Origin of the sequence: Scytonema sp. HK-05 (assembly GCF_963872035.1) — a bacterium.
In the GTDB taxonomy this organism is placed as follows: Bacteria; Cyanobacteriota; Cyanobacteriia; order Cyanobacteriales; family Nostocaceae; genus Kalymmatonema.
Genome location: NZ_CAWMYC010000152.1, coordinates 33,356 through 48,045 on the forward strand (window position 1 = coordinate 33,356; position 14,690 = coordinate 48,045).

Annotated in this window: 20 protein-coding genes; 9 read left to right on the forward strand and 11 right to left on the reverse strand. The window is 43.7% G+C overall.

Annotated elements, in window-relative coordinates; translation table 11 throughout:
* The first annotated feature begins 35 nt into the window (after positions 1 to 35).
* The 5 genes from AACT52_RS35255 (at position 36) to AACT52_RS35275 (ending at position 3,041) form a co-directional block, all read left to right on the forward strand.
* Entirely contained in the window at positions 36 to 617 is a 582-nt protein-coding gene (locus AACT52_RS35255; protein WP_073635077.1) for an ester cyclase, read from the forward strand.
* A gap of 212 nt (positions 618 to 829) precedes the next feature.
* Positions 830 to 1,609, forward strand: a complete 780-nt coding sequence (locus AACT52_RS35260) for an SDR family oxidoreductase (RefSeq protein WP_073635078.1) — start codon at positions 830 to 832, stop codon at positions 1,607 to 1,609.
* Positions 1,610 to 1,657: 48 nt separating this feature from the next.
* Positions 1,658 to 1,825, forward strand: coding sequence for an SDR family oxidoreductase (locus AACT52_RS35265; protein WP_083630726.1), 168 nt, complete (start codon positions 1,658 to 1,660; stop codon positions 1,823 to 1,825).
* A gap of 49 nt (positions 1,826 to 1,874) precedes the next feature.
* Entirely contained in the window at positions 1,875 to 2,627 is a 753-nt protein-coding gene (locus AACT52_RS35270; protein WP_073635079.1) for an SDR family oxidoreductase, read from the forward strand.
* Between the two features lie 90 nt (positions 2,628 to 2,717).
* Positions 2,718 to 3,041: a putative quinol monooxygenase gene (locus AACT52_RS35275; protein WP_073635080.1), complete on the forward strand. Its 324-nt coding sequence runs from the start codon at positions 2,718 to 2,720 to the stop codon at positions 3,039 to 3,041.
* A gap of 55 nt (positions 3,042 to 3,096) precedes the next feature.
* Here the strand turns inward: AACT52_RS35275 and AACT52_RS35280 are convergent, their stop codons facing one another.
* Positions 3,097 to 3,330 carry a hypothetical protein gene (locus tag AACT52_RS35280; RefSeq protein ID WP_198941051.1) on the reverse strand — a complete coding sequence of 78 codons (234 nt, stop codon included), beginning with the start codon at positions 3,328 to 3,330 and terminating at the stop codon, positions 3,097 to 3,099.
* A gap of 16 nt (positions 3,331 to 3,346) precedes the next feature.
* Here AACT52_RS35280 and AACT52_RS35285 point away from each other — a divergent pair, with 16 nt between their 5' ends.
* Together AACT52_RS35285 and AACT52_RS35290 are read left to right on the forward strand one after the other, a co-directional pair.
* Positions 3,347 to 3,562 (forward strand): nuclear transport factor 2 family protein, encoded by a 216-nt coding sequence (locus AACT52_RS35285; RefSeq protein WP_198941052.1) that lies wholly within the window; start codon positions 3,347 to 3,349, stop codon positions 3,560 to 3,562.
* Positions 3,563 to 3,639: 77 nt separating this feature from the next.
* Positions 3,640 to 4,608, forward strand: a complete 969-nt coding sequence (locus AACT52_RS35290) for a zinc-dependent alcohol dehydrogenase family protein (RefSeq protein ID WP_073635081.1) — start codon at positions 3,640 to 3,642, stop codon at positions 4,606 to 4,608.
* 412 nt (positions 4,609 to 5,020) lie between these two features.
* Here AACT52_RS35290 and AACT52_RS35295 read toward each other — a convergent pair whose 3' ends face one another.
* Positions 5,021 to 5,488 carry a hypothetical protein gene (locus tag AACT52_RS35295; RefSeq protein ID WP_073635082.1) on the reverse strand — a complete coding sequence of 156 codons (468 nt, stop codon included), beginning with the start codon at positions 5,486 to 5,488 and terminating at the stop codon, positions 5,021 to 5,023.
* A gap of 270 nt (positions 5,489 to 5,758) precedes the next feature.
* Between AACT52_RS35295 and AACT52_RS35300 the strand changes: the two genes are divergently transcribed.
* Together AACT52_RS35300 and AACT52_RS35305 are read left to right on the forward strand one after the other, a co-directional pair.
* A complete protein-coding gene (locus tag AACT52_RS35300; protein ID WP_143172950.1) occupies positions 5,759 to 6,100 on the forward strand; it encodes a helix-turn-helix domain-containing protein in 342 nt (113 codons plus the stop codon).
* 40 nt (positions 6,101 to 6,140) lie between these two features.
* Complete coding sequence (locus tag AACT52_RS35305; RefSeq protein ID WP_073635083.1) at positions 6,141 to 6,704, forward strand: transposase; 564 nt, start codon at positions 6,141 to 6,143, stop codon at positions 6,702 to 6,704.
* Here the strand turns inward: AACT52_RS35305 and AACT52_RS35310 are convergent.
* The 9 genes from AACT52_RS35310 to AACT52_RS35350 form a co-directional block, all read right to left on the reverse strand.
* Entirely contained in the window at positions 6,696 to 7,766 is a 1,071-nt protein-coding gene (locus tag AACT52_RS35310) for a methyltransferase (RefSeq protein WP_073635084.1), read from the reverse strand. The two genes, AACT52_RS35305 and AACT52_RS35310, sit on opposite strands and share 9 nt — an antisense overlap.
* A complete protein-coding gene (locus tag AACT52_RS35315; RefSeq protein WP_073635085.1) occupies positions 7,747 to 8,067 on the reverse strand; it encodes a hypothetical protein in 321 nt (106 codons plus the stop codon). The genes AACT52_RS35310 and AACT52_RS35315 overlap by 20 nt, the downstream gene beginning before the upstream one ends.
* Complete coding sequence (locus AACT52_RS35320) at positions 8,064 to 8,753, reverse strand: hypothetical protein (protein WP_073635086.1); 690 nt, start codon at positions 8,751 to 8,753, stop codon at positions 8,064 to 8,066. Before AACT52_RS35320 ends, AACT52_RS35315 begins: the two co-directional genes overlap by 4 nt.
* A gap of 254 nt (positions 8,754 to 9,007) precedes the next feature.
* A complete protein-coding gene (locus AACT52_RS35325) occupies positions 9,008 to 10,210 on the reverse strand; it encodes an RNA-guided endonuclease InsQ/TnpB family protein (protein ID WP_073635087.1) in 1,203 nt (400 codons plus the stop codon).
* A gap of 47 nt (positions 10,211 to 10,257) precedes the next feature.
* Positions 10,258 to 11,040 (reverse strand): hypothetical protein, encoded by a 783-nt coding sequence (locus AACT52_RS35330; RefSeq protein WP_233154150.1) that lies wholly within the window; start codon positions 11,038 to 11,040, stop codon positions 10,258 to 10,260.
* 138 nt (positions 11,041 to 11,178) lie between these two features.
* On the reverse strand, positions 11,179 to 11,484 hold the full coding sequence (locus AACT52_RS35335) for a hypothetical protein (protein WP_233154151.1): 306 nt from the start codon (positions 11,482 to 11,484) through the stop codon (positions 11,179 to 11,181).
* Between the two features lie 59 nt (positions 11,485 to 11,543).
* Entirely contained in the window at positions 11,544 to 12,437 is an 894-nt protein-coding gene (locus AACT52_RS35340; protein ID WP_233154152.1) for a bifunctional DNA primase/polymerase, read from the reverse strand.
* A 110-nt stretch (positions 12,438 to 12,547) separates the two neighbouring features.
* Complete coding sequence (locus AACT52_RS35345) at positions 12,548 to 13,327, reverse strand: hypothetical protein (RefSeq protein WP_339375021.1); 780 nt, start codon at positions 13,325 to 13,327, stop codon at positions 12,548 to 12,550.
* Positions 13,328 to 13,417: 90 nt separating this feature from the next.
* On the reverse strand, positions 13,418 to 14,690 hold a 1,273-nt coding region (locus AACT52_RS35350; protein WP_143172951.1), incomplete at its 5' end, for a Zn-binding domain-containing protein.

Here is a 14,690-nt window from a genome sequence, read left to right on the forward strand (position 1 = left end):
ACACTTTAGATAGATAGAACCAGGAGTATTTAATCATGGTCAAAGAGCAAACTGTAGACGGACAAGCAAATTTACAAGCAACTACCAATTTGACACCAGCCCAGAAGTCTTTGCAAGCACTTTGGGAAGAGCATTTACAGTACGAGTTTGGCACTCACAGTACTGAAGATGCCCTCGCTACGATGGTTGAAGATGCTTACGTTAACCACATCCCGGTAATGACTGGGGGAGTCGGGAAACCAGCACTGCGCGAGTTTTATTCCAAATACTTGATTCCACAGATGCCGCCGGACATGGAGTTGACCCCAATCTCGCGCACGATCGGGACAGATCAACTCGTGGATGAAATGGTGGCTAAGTTCACTCATACTGTTTGGATGGAATGGATATTACCCGGCGTTGCTCCCACCGGAAAACGGGTGGAAGTGCCAGTAGTAGCGATCGTTCAGTTCCGTGACGGCAAACTAGCCCACGAACACATTTACTGGGATCAGGCAAGTGTATTGGTTCAAGTCGGCTTGCTCGATCCGGGTACACTTCCCGTCGTGGGCGTTGACAGTGCGCGTAAGGCGATCGATCCCAACTTACCTTCAAACACACTAATCGAGCACGACTAAGTGTAGGAGCCAGCAAACATCAATACCCAAACCCGCCATCCCGCCCAGCTACTCCCGAAGCGATCGAGCGAATTTTGGCAGTAGCACCCAAGTACGGCATCGAATTCATCGTGTGAATTAGAGCAATGCTCAAACCCGGCTCCTACACGTATTGCTGCCCATTGAGTTTTTGACGCAAGTAACATAACCATTCACAACAAGAGGTAACTATCATGATGCTTAAAGACAAGGTTGCTTTAGTGACGGGAGGGACATCGGGCATTGGTAGAGCTACTGCGATCGCTTATGCCCAACAACAAGCAAAGGTGGTGGTGGTGGGTCGTCGAATGGATGAAGGTGAAGAAACTGTTCGATTGATTAAGGAAGCTGGCGGAGAGGCTATTTTTGTGCAAGCAGATGTCACGAAAGAAGCCGATGTTGAAGCAATGGTTGATAAAGCAGTTGGCGTTTTTGGTCGGTTAGATATTGCCTTTAATAATGCAGGAACTGTCGGCGAAAATCCCTCATTGATTGAGCAAACAGAAGCGGAATACGATCGCACTATGAACGTCAATGTCAAAGGCATTTGGTTGTCGATGAAATATGAAATCGCTCAGATGTTGAAACAGGGAAGTGGTTCGTTCGCCTCTGGCGGCACTATGTGCATCGTCAATACGGCATCTGCGAATGGAGTAGTTGCACTTCCTAGCGTACCCCTCTACACCGCGAGTAAACATGCGGTAGTAGGCTTAACAAAAGCTGCTGCGCTCCAATATGCCAAAGCAGGTATTCGCATTAACGTCGTTGCACCAGCGGTAATCGAAACAGATATGTTTGAAGCAGCTACAGGTGGGCAGGATGAAGCCAAAGCTTACATGACAGGACTTCATCCGATCGGACGAATTGGAACACCGCTTGAAGTTGCAAATGCAGTCCTGTTTTTATCATCTGACATGGCATCGTTCGTAACAGGTGAAACGTTGATGGTAGATGGTGGGTATGTAGCGCAGTAGTCGATCGGCAGTGCGAAACGTTGCGACCAAGTAGCGATCAACACCGATATGAATTCCGCAGATGGAGACCTTGCCGCAGTCATGATCAAGATGATTGCCCTTGGTCGCTATGGACAGGACAGCGAGGTGGCTGGCATGGTCTCTTATCTCGCCAGCCCTGAAGCCGCTTTTGTCACGGGCGCGAGCCTCAAAATTGATGGCGGCTTTGCCGCTTGAACGAGACGTAATCAAATTTGTCATCCCCAAACTCAACCAGGAAAGCATGATGTCACAAAAACTCTCAGGTAAAGTCGCCCTCGTTACGGGTGGCACCAGCGGTATTCGGCTTGCCACTGCCAAGCAATTCGTTGCCGAAGGTGCCTATGTCTTTATCACGGGTCGTCGTCAGACTGAACTTGATGCGGCTGTAAACGAGATTGGTAATAACGTCATGGGCATTCAGGGCGATGTCTCAAATCTGGCAGACCTCGATCGTCTTTACGCCACGATCAAGCAAGAGCAAGGTCACTTGGATGTGATCTTTGCTAATGCTGGCAGTGGCGAACCTATCCCGCTCGGATCGATCACCGAAGAACACTTTGACAAAACATTCAACACCAATGTCAAGGTTCTACTTTTCACTGTGCAGAAGGCACTGCCGCTCATACCAGAGGGCGCTTCCATCATCCTGAATGCCTCAACTGCTTCCATCAGAAGCATCCCAGCCTTCAGCGTGTATGGCGCGACTAAAGCTGCCGTGCGATCGTTTGCCCGCAACTGGACACTCGACCTCAAAGACCGCCAGATTCGAGTGAATGCGGTCAGCCCTGGTACCATTCCGACTCCCGGTTACAATCTCTTCGGACTCAGTGAAGAGCAGGTGAAAGAATTTGTGAAGAGCGATGTCAACAATATCCCATTGGGACGAGTTGGCACGCCCGACGAGATCGCCAAAGCCGTTGTCTTTCTTGCTTCAGATGACAGCAGCTTTGTAAACGGCATTGAGCTATTCGTCGATGGTGGCATGGCACAAATCTAAAATCGCTTCCTAGTTAAAAAGCACTTCGCGATCGCGTGTAAAAGTCCATCTATAAACTTCCCATCGAACAGAGTCGAAGGAAAAACACACATGCCACAGGAAAAGATGCCACAAGTCTCTAACAAAGAACTGATGATGAGTAACACGCTCATGATTCAGCCTGAGTACCGCGAGGAGTTCTTGATGGAACTCCGGGAGATCCTGCCTCAAGCCCGCCGTTTGGAAGCGTGCATCTCACTTGAGGTCGGTGAAGTCGCCGATCAGCCTGGGATGTTTGTGCTGTCCGAGCGCTGGCGTAACGGAAACGAGTACCTGAACGAGATCCTGCAACTGCCCTTCTACCAGCGGTACCTGGAACGCAGCGAACCATTCTACGCAGCTCCGCGAGCAGTTCTCGTCCTCACGTCAATCTAAATGGGTGCTGTGTCCAGAGCGGTCACCTAACAATGCAGCAGACGGTCTCAAGCCGCTAGTGCTGCGTTCGAGTTTCTTTGCCGCCGCTGATTTGAGCCGTTGGGCGTTTCGGGTAATGTGAGGTGTGGAACGGATGACGGATAAACTTGAGCACAACAAACAGACGGTCACGGCGTTTTATGACCTGATGTTCAATCAGTGTCAGCCCGCAGAAGCCATCGAGAAATATGTCGGCGATGTGTACATCCAGCACAAAGAAAGCGGTGGCCGACGGGAAGCAGGCTTTCATCGAATATTTCGAGAGGATGGCGAAAGAATATCCGGGCAAGTGCGTCCAGTTTAAGCGCGTCTTCGCTGAAGGCAATTATGTAGTCTTGCATTGCTACCAGCAATGGCCGGGCGACAACGACTGGGCAGGCATCGACATCTTCCGCCTGGATGATAAAGGCAAGATAGTCGAGCATTGGGACGTGCTTCAGACCATCCCGGAAGCGTCGGCTAACGATAACACGATGTTCTGAACAGTCGAGTGCTGGTAGTGTGAAGCCCGGTTTGTACAACGGCACTGTTTATTCTAAATCAAGGAGATTTGGCACAGATGGAATCTATGAAAGCAGCCGTATTAACTGCGTTTGGTGATGCTGAGAAGTTTGAGATTCAAACTGTTCCCACACCAACACTGAAGGCGAATCAGGTGTTAGTCAGAGTTTGTGCAACCTCGATTAACCCGATCGACTACCAAACTCGTCGTGGTGATTACAAGGAACTGGTTCGATTACCCGCTATCCTTGGAGTCGATGTTTCAGGGGTGATTGAGGCAATTGGCGAAGCTGTGACTGATTTCAAGGTGGGAGACAACGTGTATTACTCGCCGCAAGTTTTTGGAGAATTCGGTAGCTACGCTCAGTATCATGTGGCTGATGCAGCGATTGTTGCATTGAAGCCTGTAAATCTATCGCACATTGAAGCAGCTTCTTTTCCGCTTGCAGGCGGAACTGCTTGGGATTGTCTAGTGACTAGGGGCAATCTACAAGTTGGTGAAACAGTTCTCATCCATGCGGGTGCGGGTGGAGTGGGTTCGATCGCAGTTCAACTCGCCAAAGCAATAGGGGCATACGTTTTTGCAACGTGTAGTTCTAGAAACCGAGATTTCGTGACAGAACTGGGCGCAGATCGAGTGATTGATTACAAAAATGAAGATTACGTAGAAGTCATTCGTCAAGAAACAAATGGACTGGGTGTGGATTTAGTTCTAGATACGATCGGCGGAGAAACAATTCAGCGTAGTCTAGAAATCATTCGTCCCTTCGGTAGGCTTACAAGCATTGTAGACATTGCAATACCGCAATCGCTTCTTGAAGCATGGGGCAAGAATCTGACGATTCATTTTGTTCTTTCACCCCAGTACCGAGCAAAATTAGAGGCTTTGACAAAACTCATCGAGCGTCATCAGCTTCGCCCAGTGATTGATTCAGTATTGTCTTGGGATCAGGTCGTTCTGGCACATCAGCGTCTAGAGCAGGGAGGAACACGGGGCAAAATTGTGCTGAAGTTTACAGAAAATTAGACCAGCTTTACGGCGTTGGTAATTGCTAAACGGATCGGAGTTTGATTGTGTGCTGAAGGTCAACATTGATTGGAACAGGAGAAACAGGATGATACTGCAAGACAAAGTGGCTAGTTGCTAGAGGAACATCAGGAACTGGCAGAGCAACCGCCACCCTTGCGGTATCTGCGGAGCAGCGCGCTTTTGGTGCTGCGAGCGCAAAATGGTCTTCTGCGACAAACCCGATGTAGAAGGGGAAGAAACTGCTGCTCTTATTCGCGAGACTGGAGCGGAGTGCTTGTTTTCAATCGCACAGTAACACCATAAGAATCTGACAAACGGCCATTCAGTTTCGCGGAGCGCGATTGTAAAACTGCCTGAGTGTCAACTAAATTTTCAGTGAGCTTAAGCGTGATTTTGCCAGTGTAGTATATTAACCATCTTTGTATTTTTTAGTTGATATGTTGTTCAATAAACCCGCGATATCTTCGGCATTAAACTTGTGTTTATTTTTAAGGCAATTAGGATATGTGGGTTTAATTAATTCTGGAGGACACATTTCTTCAGCCCGTCTAGATATTTCTTTAATAAGTTGATTTGTTGTACATTTTCTTAACTTAAACATTCTCTCTTTAATACTTTCAATGTCAGTATTGTCCCATATAATGATTATTTCCCCACCTAGCGCTTTGATAACATTTTCGACTGTTTTTAACTTAGACCTTTCAGGTTCTTCAAAAAATTTGCCAATTGCTGAATGATATCTTGTTGCTGGGCTATTTTCTTCTCCAGTAATCTCTGCATATTTCTTGGCTAATTTGTATAGCGTCCATCCTAAATCTTCAAGCCTGAGTTCGAGTAATTCTTTCCACCCAATATTGCTATTAAATCTAAACCACATAATTAATTACCATGCGTTTGTTCAGGGGGAAAGGAGCATAGCTAGAGTGGTACTTTATGTTATTATATCAATTTACATTGAGCTTGCATATAATAGAGGGCAAGGGGAAATTAGATAGCACAAAAATGGCACGTAAGCTAGAACTGGAAATAACAGAAAGCTCAGACTATTTAGAAAAAACACTAAAACACACTCTTGAGTGCTAGCCAAAAAGAACGACTGCAAATGCTTTGGTGGCTAAAAACAGGGCAAGTGCGATAAGCCGAAGGCTTGACGCTTCGCGTATCGCATCAAAATCTAGCGCAAAGATTGGCACGGGACCCCTCAACGATCACCCGTTGGTTGCAGAAATATCGCAAACAAGGACTGAGCGGTTTGCTAGAAATGAAACAACCGCCCGGACAACCGCCGACAATTAATGGAGTTGTACTTGAGTCGCTCAAAGCAAGATTAGACTCACCGCAAGGTTTTGGCAGTTACGGGGAAATAGTCAACTGGCTTTTTGAGAATTATGGATTAAACGTCAGCTACCGAATGGTTCATTACTTAGTTCGGTACAAACTCCAAGCGAAACTGAAAGTGCCGCGACCATACAGTACAAATCAGGACTAGTCACGGCGATCGCAACATTTAAAAAAACATTCCACGAGCATTGTTAGCGTTACAAGAATTACTTGGTCAAGGCAAACGGTTGCGTTATCTATTTCAAGATGAGAGCCGGATGGGACTTAAAACTGAACCAAGACGCATTGTAACAACTCGTGGTGTCCAACCAATGGTTCGTGTCGCATGGAAGCGGCAAAGTTTTTGGCTGTATGGTGTTGTTGAACCAATGACTGGATGGCATTTTTGTTTGGAGTATCCAAAGCTTTCTGCCCAACATTTTCAAGAGTTTTTGGATACGGTCTCATCACAATTGGGAGATGATATTGCACTCCTTCAAATTGACCAAGCCGCAGCGCATTTGTCTTATAACTTGAAATGGCCTGAAAATATTATTCCCATCTGCCAACCTGCCTATTGTCCACAACTCAACCCCATTGAAAGATTATGTAGATTGTTAAATCTTACATTAAGGGTCAGGTATTCAACACACGTTCTGGAACTTCGCGATCGCCTCCATGAGGTTCTCAGTAATCTAACCTCAGAGCGTGTTATTTCTTTGACTTCTTATGACTATATTCTTGAAGCTCTTTTCTATGCGGCTTCAATGTAAATTGATATTATTTATTTTGATGATCCGGGTAACTACACCTGTGGGGTTGTTTGATTGGATAAAGGCATCTTTGGGTAGAGATTCTTTGTATGTATCTCGGCTATCTAACCATGCTTTAAAATCTTGGTATTTACGATTGAAGAATACTGACTCTGGAATTATTGCTATTAGTATTCCTCCTGATTTCATTAACTTCCACGCATGGTATATCTGCTCAATTAATTGAGAAAAGGGAGGGTTCATAATGATATGTGAGTAGAGATTATCAGTTGTGTAATCTAGAAAATCTCTACCTACTAAATTGAATCTTTTCAATTCAAGTATTTTACGTAGAGTTGGATTAATTTCTACGACTTCTAAATTGGCTTGAGGATGTTTTTTGAATATGGATTCAGCAATGCAGCCAGAACCAGCACTGGGTTCAAGTATGCGAGAATTTTCATTAATTTCTGCTAGTTGAATTAGGCGATCGCAAACAGAACAAGGGGTGGGGAAGAAGTCTCCTGACTTCATTCCGATGATTTCTAATTCCAGTCGGTTTAACTCTTGTTGGGTGGTATCAACCTCTTCAAGTTTAACAACTTTCTGAATTTCAGCTATTGCAGACATAATCTCGCCTGCGGTGTAGATACTTGCACGGTTGAGAGACTTTACCCTATCTTGATAAGATTCATTGTTAAAAACTTCCTTGACTTCTTCGAGAGTCTTTGCTCTTTGAGAGATTTTGTACAAGGCTTCTACTTGGGACTTTTGAGAGATGCCGCGCAGCACTTCGGGAACATTTCCGAAGAACCACATTTCGGCTATTGCAAGCAACCAAGACTGGATTGTCTGTAGTTCCACCCCTTCGGCAATAATTTCTTGGGCTATTGTTTTGCGGCGTTTGGTTGCCCGTTGTTTGTTTATGGCGGGATTGAGCTTACTGTTAATTGATTGTTGCATTGAGGCAGCAAGTTCTCGCAGTTTTGCGGCTTGCTTCGGGTTAGGAGTGTTAAAATTGAAGGTATAGAAGCTGTCAGAGGTTGTGTGTTGTGAAGTTACTTTAAAAAGTGATAGCTGCATTTTCTTTCAAATCCTTAAGCGCACATTGAACGATGAGAGATTCTTCCGTCTCCCAAGTTTTAACTTCCCATAACGTAGGAAGTCGTTCGCTTGGGCGAACTATAGCCTTGGAGCATTTGTCCTTACGGGTTACCCAGTATTGAAAGGTTTCGGCTTTTTCTTTTGAGTCAAACCCAAAATAAGTAGTTTTCCTCACTCCTGTAGGACTAGTAATGGTGGCGACTCTTGGAGATAGGATATTAAGCGTCCAACCATCTGATGTAAGTTCAACTTTTTTGACTTTAATTTCGGGCGAGTTCATAATTCGACTTCGGGAATTGCTGCTAAATATTCTTCAGTTGATATTTCTTTTGCGAACCATTTATCATGTGCTTCTTGAGGAGTTAAAGTATAGGATGAAGATGTTTCTTTCGGGAAATCTTCTACCTCGGCTAGAAATGCTAGAAGTGTGGCTTCTAACCTTTCTTTGAAAGCCAGGTGTTTTTCTTGGGAATAGGTAAATTGGTAAACATCACCCGTGTTAACGAACAGATACACTAAACTAATGTCTTCTGCTGATAATTGGGTTCTCTCATGGAGCAAGAATAACCTGAGTTGGGTGTAGAATGAATTTTCTAGTAACTGAAAATTTGATGGCTTTTGGATAGTCCAATCTAGTCCAATTATCTGTTTTTCTTGATGAATGATTAGATCATAGTTAGCATATACTAACTGTGATTTATAGAGATATTGTGCCTCGGCGTTCCATTGTTTACTGCCAGGAATATCTAGAAAGGGTTTGGCTGCTTCTACCCACTTGTCTATTTGAGGGTATGCTTTTAAAAAGAGTTCTACAGGTAGTCCCAATCCAATCTGCTGCATGATGAGGTGAAACTCACCGCCGAGTTTTTCGCCTTGGCTAATTGGTGTTGTGCGTATGTTGTTTTTGGATGAGTTTTTGTTTTCCCACTCAAGTTTTTCTAATAGGCTTGGATTGAATCTGTTCATAATAAAAATCTGTCCTGAGTATTTTTCAGGACAGATATGTGTTAATTGTGGTTGTTTTTATTTAGACAAGATGATATTTCCCAAGGTTTGTAATTGTGGTTTGGATGCTGCGACAGGACATAGTAATTAGGTTGAAATAGCTAGCAAACTTGGTTATTTTTCCTATTAGTGTTAATTCTAGAAGGTATTGAGATGCGATAGCTGATGTCATGCGGTTTATGAATAGAGTTTGGTAATTCAGTATATAAACTACCCTAACCTGCCTGACGGCTGAGGTTAGGGTTTTCAGCAGCCCTGAGTACATGGTCTTGCAGTGAACAAGACAATGCACCCGAACCTCCAGGCAAGTTTATAAGTTGCCCCAAAACAGAAATATTTATTGCCCCGTTCAGATCGGCATCACCAGACCAATCACAATGACCACACCGAAAAGACTTGCCACTACGATAAGATAACCATTGCACCGGATGGATGTGCAAGCAGTTGTGGCACGTTTTGGATGTGTATGCCGGGTTTACCAGCACCAGTTTCACGCCAAACTTAATGCACTTATAGGTCAAGAATTGCCGCAACTGGTAGAAGCTCCAAGAGTTACTTCTGCGCCGTTCTACCTTAGTTCTAGGCAACTCGTTAGTGCGTTCGCGGATGCCTGTCAGGTCTTCCAGGGCAATTACTTGGTTATTAGTTTTAGCCTTTTGTACCAGTTGATAGCTAATGACGTGATTTTGGTGTGTCTGAAACCTTCGCTCCTTGCCCGACAACCGTTTCAGCAATTCTCGGCAACGACGACGAGAACTGCGCGTGCCAATCGATGCTTTTTGTTGGAGCTTTGCTCTCAGATGACTGTAATGGTCGCGAATTTCTGTGATGTCTTTCCCGCTATGTTTGTCCCCCTCCGAGGTCACAACAATGTCTGTTCTACCCAAGTCGCAACCCAGAACCTTATCTGTAGTCTCTATTACTGGTGGCTGCGACTCCAACTGAATATTTATGTAGTACGTGCCATTCTGCCGCTTCAGCAATGTTGCCGTTTTAGGTGTTTGTCCCTTCAACAGTCCTCGTTGATAGTTGCCAATGGCGAGTTTAAATCTTTCCCGACTACCAAGCAGTCTCAGGCTAACAGTCCAGTCGTGTTCCCGAAAACTAAATACTCGTTCGTCGTAAGCCGCGCTGGTTGGCGCAAACTTGCGTACAGGTTTACCCTTTTGTTTGGCAGTCTTGCGATTACCAGCAACCCGTCTAACTGCCTGAATTGCCAACTGGGAAGACAGTCCAAACCTGGCTCTCACATCGTTGTAGATCAACGACTGCATTGCCTGCTCGTTAGTCAACCCTGGTTTAACCATCCTGTTCGTATATTCGCAAGCATCAGCAAACGCCTGCAACAACTCGTCAATTTTGACAACTTGTTCAGGTGTGACTTGGAGCTTGCAGGATACAGTCAGGACTTGCTTCATAGCCTAATTATATCTCAATACAAGAACTATTTGTTATGCGTCCAAAACTATTGGTTGCCTCCGTTCTTCCGGCAACCCGGCAACCTCGCCCACCCTGCTTCGCGGAGGCTGGGGACTCCCGCGAATCCGTTGAAATTTATTGTTAAGAGCGATCGCACATGGGTTGGGGATGCTTCTTGCAGTGGAGTATGATACCACCAAATATTATTCTCAACTCCCAGGTAAAAGAGGATTTCTTGATGGGGATTAACTTGTGCAGCATTGATAATGTCTGCAATGGTGCTTGCTGGCACTTTCGGTACATTGAATTTGAAATAGGGTTGTATTTGTGTCAATCCTGGTATCTGGGTATGAGCGATTTGCAGGCAGATTTCAAGTTCTGGGCGGTGCGATCGCGCATAGACTCCATTAGCTGCAAGCCAGTTGCTAGGTGCAGGGGGTTGTTGCCTGAGAGAGCTAAAAACTTTGTCGATGTATGTTTCCCAACTTTCTCCTGTTTTGATTGTTTGGTTTATTTTTCCCTGCATATCAATCAAAACTTCCAGGGTTAGTTGATTTTTGATTTCTAGAAGTCTCAAATCCCAGGCTAATTCAAATGCCGGGTTAATTTGTTCGGGTGCTAACTTGAGTTCGGTGATGCAATTGCCCTTAGTTCCAGCGCGTTTAATTAGCCTTATTTCGGTTGTATCTCCTTTAATCTGTCTGGTGATTTCGGCATTCGCGTACTCTGGGAAATAGGTAGTGATTGCTAATTTTAGCTTTTCGTCACTGATTGCTGTTTCCTCTGGGATAGCTACTTGCTGCCCTTCAATGATAGCGATGTAATTCATAATTATTTAGAAAAGTGAAAGTTGTTTTTTGTTAGATTCGGCTTTTTGATAATTTTTGGGTAATTCTCGCTGTTGTACTTGTCTTGTTTGGTGAGAATTGCTGGTAGTATTTATTGCATTTTCAGCAGTTTCTATGATTTAGGGTAGTACTTCTTCCAACTCTCGGATGCAGTCTTTGATGGCTGGTTGTGAAGTTATTTCCTGATAGTCGATAGTTTTGATGACAGGTGGTGCGTTTCTAATACCAATTGATAGGATGGCTTGTCCTTCTTCTGGATGAATTTGGATGGTTATCAGATAAGTTTTGGTTTTTGGAAAGTTGTTACTATCGCCCTGTTCATGAATTTCATCATTTTCTTCTAAATTATTATTGTTATTAGGATTAAAATCACTACTGTAACTAGCTTCGGAGTTAGTTACACTTTCTTGGTTTTGATTGTTCATGAAAGGTTGGCAAATTTTACGAGGGTACGAATGGTAATGCCTGTTCTGCGGAAAGACTGCTATTTGTAAGCACACTCTCCTGGTTTGTATTTGGGTGACAGCTGACTCCATCTGTCCCAGGCATCAAGTAAGATAGGGCTGACTGACTTGAGTGCCATTCCAACTTGAATCCAGGTTGTGTAGTCCGAAGCGAATCGGGGATGGATAACTTCTAAGAATGTGAGTGCAGCTTGAATATTGGTTTCGATGTTTGGGTATAACTTGATGTACCTGTCTACCTTATCTCTGCGGTTGTATTTTTCTTGTGGAAAGCTGATTAACCTTGCTTTCTCCTGCTTTAATAGCATTTGGGCTATTACCCAATCTGGTGCGATCGCAACTTGCTTTTCTTGAGGACTGCAACCAGAAACCCACTGGTAGTATCTTCCTTCTGGGTGGTAGGAAGGAGGTAGAACTGAGGCGTGGTTTTTGCCCCTAAACTCCAGATTCGATATTTTGCTGGAAATAATTGGTTTATGTCGGGGTACTAGATAGAGAAACTGGCATTTGTAACTGCCTCCAGAGGTGAAGGCGACTGTAGGTGGCAGATACGTGAGTGCGCGATCGCATAATTTTTGGGGAGGAATCTCTTTTATTTCGTCCTCTTCTAGCTTTTCAGTGAGGATGAGTATTTGACCCCAGGCACGTGGACCGTCGCAGTCGATTGCGATAATATGTCCTTGGGGTTGGTTATCGCCACAGACAATAGCAACCCCAGTGACGCGTGTATACCTTTTCCCCGACCAAATCTTGCATCTAGTACGAATGAGTTCGGTTTGCAGCTGTTTGGGGGAATAAGTTTTATGTTGCCATTGTTTTCCTCCCAGAGGGCGTTTGCCGAAGGTGGGTACAATTCGCCATATGTCGGGTAGTGTTTCCAGGGACGAGATGATTTTACGTGCCTGGACATGCATGATTTCATTCGATTTTTACTACTTAACTTCGCTAGCTAGATGCATAAGCTTTTGATAGTGGTTAATTTTATAGTGTTAGGGCAAGTAGTTATAACTACCTGCCCTATGTTTTAAGCTAATCTTTGATTAAGAGCATTTTCCACTTGATAAGTTCCAAGAGTGCAGTTTGCATAGAGGGGGAATATAGGGAATTCAGGGTAGTTATTCATGGTTTTTGTAACCCTGCACAGTACCATGACTCCTTCCCTCCCCTTTTTCTCTTGATTGTGATAGTAGCTGATGACCTCGAACTCATTGTTACCTGCTTCAAACTTGCTTCCTGCGTGCTGAGAGATAGCTTTTTTCCAGTTAGGTTGCCAGATCATAAGAGTATTTATTGCCATTGACCGAACAACGGGATTATCAAGCTTGGTAAGTATGTCTGGCAGGTAATTACACTCTTGGGTCATAACTTCTCGGGCATAATTTACCAGCCAATACTCGGCTTCTTTTAAAAGAATTTTTGATTCGATGGTTTGGCATACTTCATGCTGAACTTTAGACATTAAATATGCTCTTTGCTCAAAAACCATTCCATTTGTTCGCATTTTTAAATCTGATGGATAATCAATCATTAAATCAGCTAGTTCATCGCTGATAGCAGGTAAAGGATATTGAATCTTCTCTTTCTTTAAAATCGGACATATTTTAACTTGATACCCTAAACTGACTGCATGATTAACTATTAGATAAACTTCTGATGCAGGGATATAATCGCCTAACTGATAATTTGTCTCTAAAAGTAAATATGTCGGTGCATGAACAATTTGGAATTTTTGAGGTGATTGCTCGCAGTCAGGAACTAATTCTACGTACATAACACTAACCAAAATACTTTTGGTTTTAGTCAACGTTAGTTACTAGTAGTGGTTTGATTTATATTGGTTAGTATTAGATTTATTATCACTAGTCCTACCTTATAAATAAGGCAGGACTGTTTTTTAGAGAGTTTGTACCTGTTCTTGGATTAAATCTTGGAGTATAGATAATCCAACTTGTTTAGAGATGGCTGTATTGTCATCTGGACATCTGTAGATAATAGTACAATTAGAACATCCATGCTTGCATGGGCAATGTTCCACTAAGAATCTTGCCCTGGATACAGCTTTTTCCAAATATTGAAACAGCGTATCGCACATTCCGGTTCCTCCTTCAACTGTATCAAAGAAGTAGCCGAATGAGTTAGGTTGGGTTGGTTCTTCATGGAGTATAAAGTCGATATCCTTACTGCTGGCTCCATGTTCGACTAGTGGTAATGCTAGCATAAGTTGATGTGCTAGACTGTGGATGCAAATGTCGGTTTCGTTGTATTCAAATAACTCTCTTTTCTCCCTGGAGACGTACTTCTGATTCTTGATTTTTGACCGAAACTTGTCTACTTTTGATTTGAAGAAACTTTTTGCTTTTCGGTCGATTGTAACTTGCAGAAAACTCGTAGAATAACTAATAGTAAAAGCTTCCTTATGTACCACTTCTTCTACTAGCTGGATTATGTCTCTTTCTGTGATTTGACTGTTGCATATGAGACAGTTTTCTAACTTACTTGCTAGAGATTGATTGTGGTTTCTACAATCTCGATTTGGACAAGTCCATCTTGACTCCCGATTGTATATTTTGTATCCGATTACCGACTCAGATATTTTACATATTTTAGGTGTGAGTTCTATCACTCCCCTCGGTAGTTTGATAGACTTTGCTTCGCTAGTAGTTTTAACCTCCTCAAATCTAATGACTCCTTGAGGGCGCGTGAATAGGTTTGTTTGTCCGATAGGCTTGAGGAAAGCTTGTCCCTCTTTGATTTTTAACTCTGATGATTTATACCAAACAGGGTTGCCATCAAAATCTTGGGCTATATAAATTGCATCAGGGTATACCTCTCTTAAGGCAGTGTTGATTGCACTTTGTTCAAATTCCTCTCCGTTTGAGGTATTTATGTAGTTGATGTTGTTGTTCCTACTCCCCCTAATTTTGATATCGCCGTGTATATAACCCAGATGGCGGGCACACGCCAGCTTGCTGTTGAAGCTGTATACCAGCTTATTTTCATTTATGAGTTGGTTTGCGAACTGACAAGTCAGCGCTTGCGCTATCGCAAGTCCTGATTGCCCGAAATGCCTGATAATTTGATTGATTGTCGGGCGTGATTCCTTACAGCAGGCTAAGAGGATGTCTGAAAAGTAAGAAAGCCCACGTAACGGTATCCTGTCAGTAGAA

Excerpts from the sequence above, each read along its gene's own strand:
- AACT52_RS35255 (WP_073635077.1), top strand. The coding sequence starts at position 36 with ATGGTCAAAGAGCAAACTGTAGACGGACAAGCAAATTTACAAGCAACT.
- AACT52_RS35260 (WP_073635078.1), top strand. The coding sequence starts at position 830 with ATGATGCTTAAAGACAAGGTTGCTTTAGTGACGGGAGGGACATCGGGC.
- AACT52_RS35265 (WP_083630726.1), top strand. The coding sequence starts at position 1,658 with ATGAATTCCGCAGATGGAGACCTTGCCGCAGTCATGATCAAGATGATT.
- AACT52_RS35270 (WP_073635079.1), top strand. The coding sequence starts at position 1,875 with ATGTCACAAAAACTCTCAGGTAAAGTCGCCCTCGTTACGGGTGGCACC.
- AACT52_RS35275 (WP_073635080.1), top strand. The coding sequence starts at position 2,718 with ATGCCACAGGAAAAGATGCCACAAGTCTCTAACAAAGAACTGATGATG.
- AACT52_RS35280 (WP_198941051.1), bottom strand. The coding sequence starts at position 3,330 with ATGAAAGCCTGCTTCCCGTCGGCCACCGCTTTCTTTGTGCTGGATGTA.
- AACT52_RS35285 (WP_198941052.1), top strand. The coding sequence starts at position 3,347 with ATGGCGAAAGAATATCCGGGCAAGTGCGTCCAGTTTAAGCGCGTCTTC.
- AACT52_RS35290 (WP_073635081.1), top strand. The coding sequence starts at position 3,640 with ATGGAATCTATGAAAGCAGCCGTATTAACTGCGTTTGGTGATGCTGAG.
- AACT52_RS35295 (WP_073635082.1), bottom strand. The coding sequence starts at position 5,488 with ATGTGGTTTAGATTTAATAGCAATATTGGGTGGAAAGAATTACTCGAA.
- AACT52_RS35310 (WP_073635084.1), bottom strand. The coding sequence starts at position 7,766 with ATGCAGCTATCACTTTTTAAAGTAACTTCACAACACACAACCTCTGAC.
- AACT52_RS35315 (WP_073635085.1), bottom strand. The coding sequence starts at position 8,067 with ATGAACTCGCCCGAAATTAAAGTCAAAAAAGTTGAACTTACATCAGAT.
- AACT52_RS35320 (WP_073635086.1), bottom strand. The coding sequence starts at position 8,753 with ATGAACAGATTCAATCCAAGCCTATTAGAAAAACTTGAGTGGGAAAAC.
- AACT52_RS35325 (WP_073635087.1), bottom strand. The coding sequence starts at position 10,210 with ATGAAGCAAGTCCTGACTGTATCCTGCAAGCTCCAAGTCACACCTGAA.
- AACT52_RS35330 (WP_233154150.1), bottom strand. The coding sequence starts at position 11,040 with ATGAATTACATCGCTATCATTGAAGGGCAGCAAGTAGCTATCCCAGAG.
- AACT52_RS35335 (WP_233154151.1), bottom strand. The coding sequence starts at position 11,484 with ATGAACAATCAAAACCAAGAAAGTGTAACTAACTCCGAAGCTAGTTAC.
- AACT52_RS35340 (WP_233154152.1), bottom strand. The coding sequence starts at position 12,437 with ATGCATGTCCAGGCACGTAAAATCATCTCGTCCCTGGAAACACTACCC.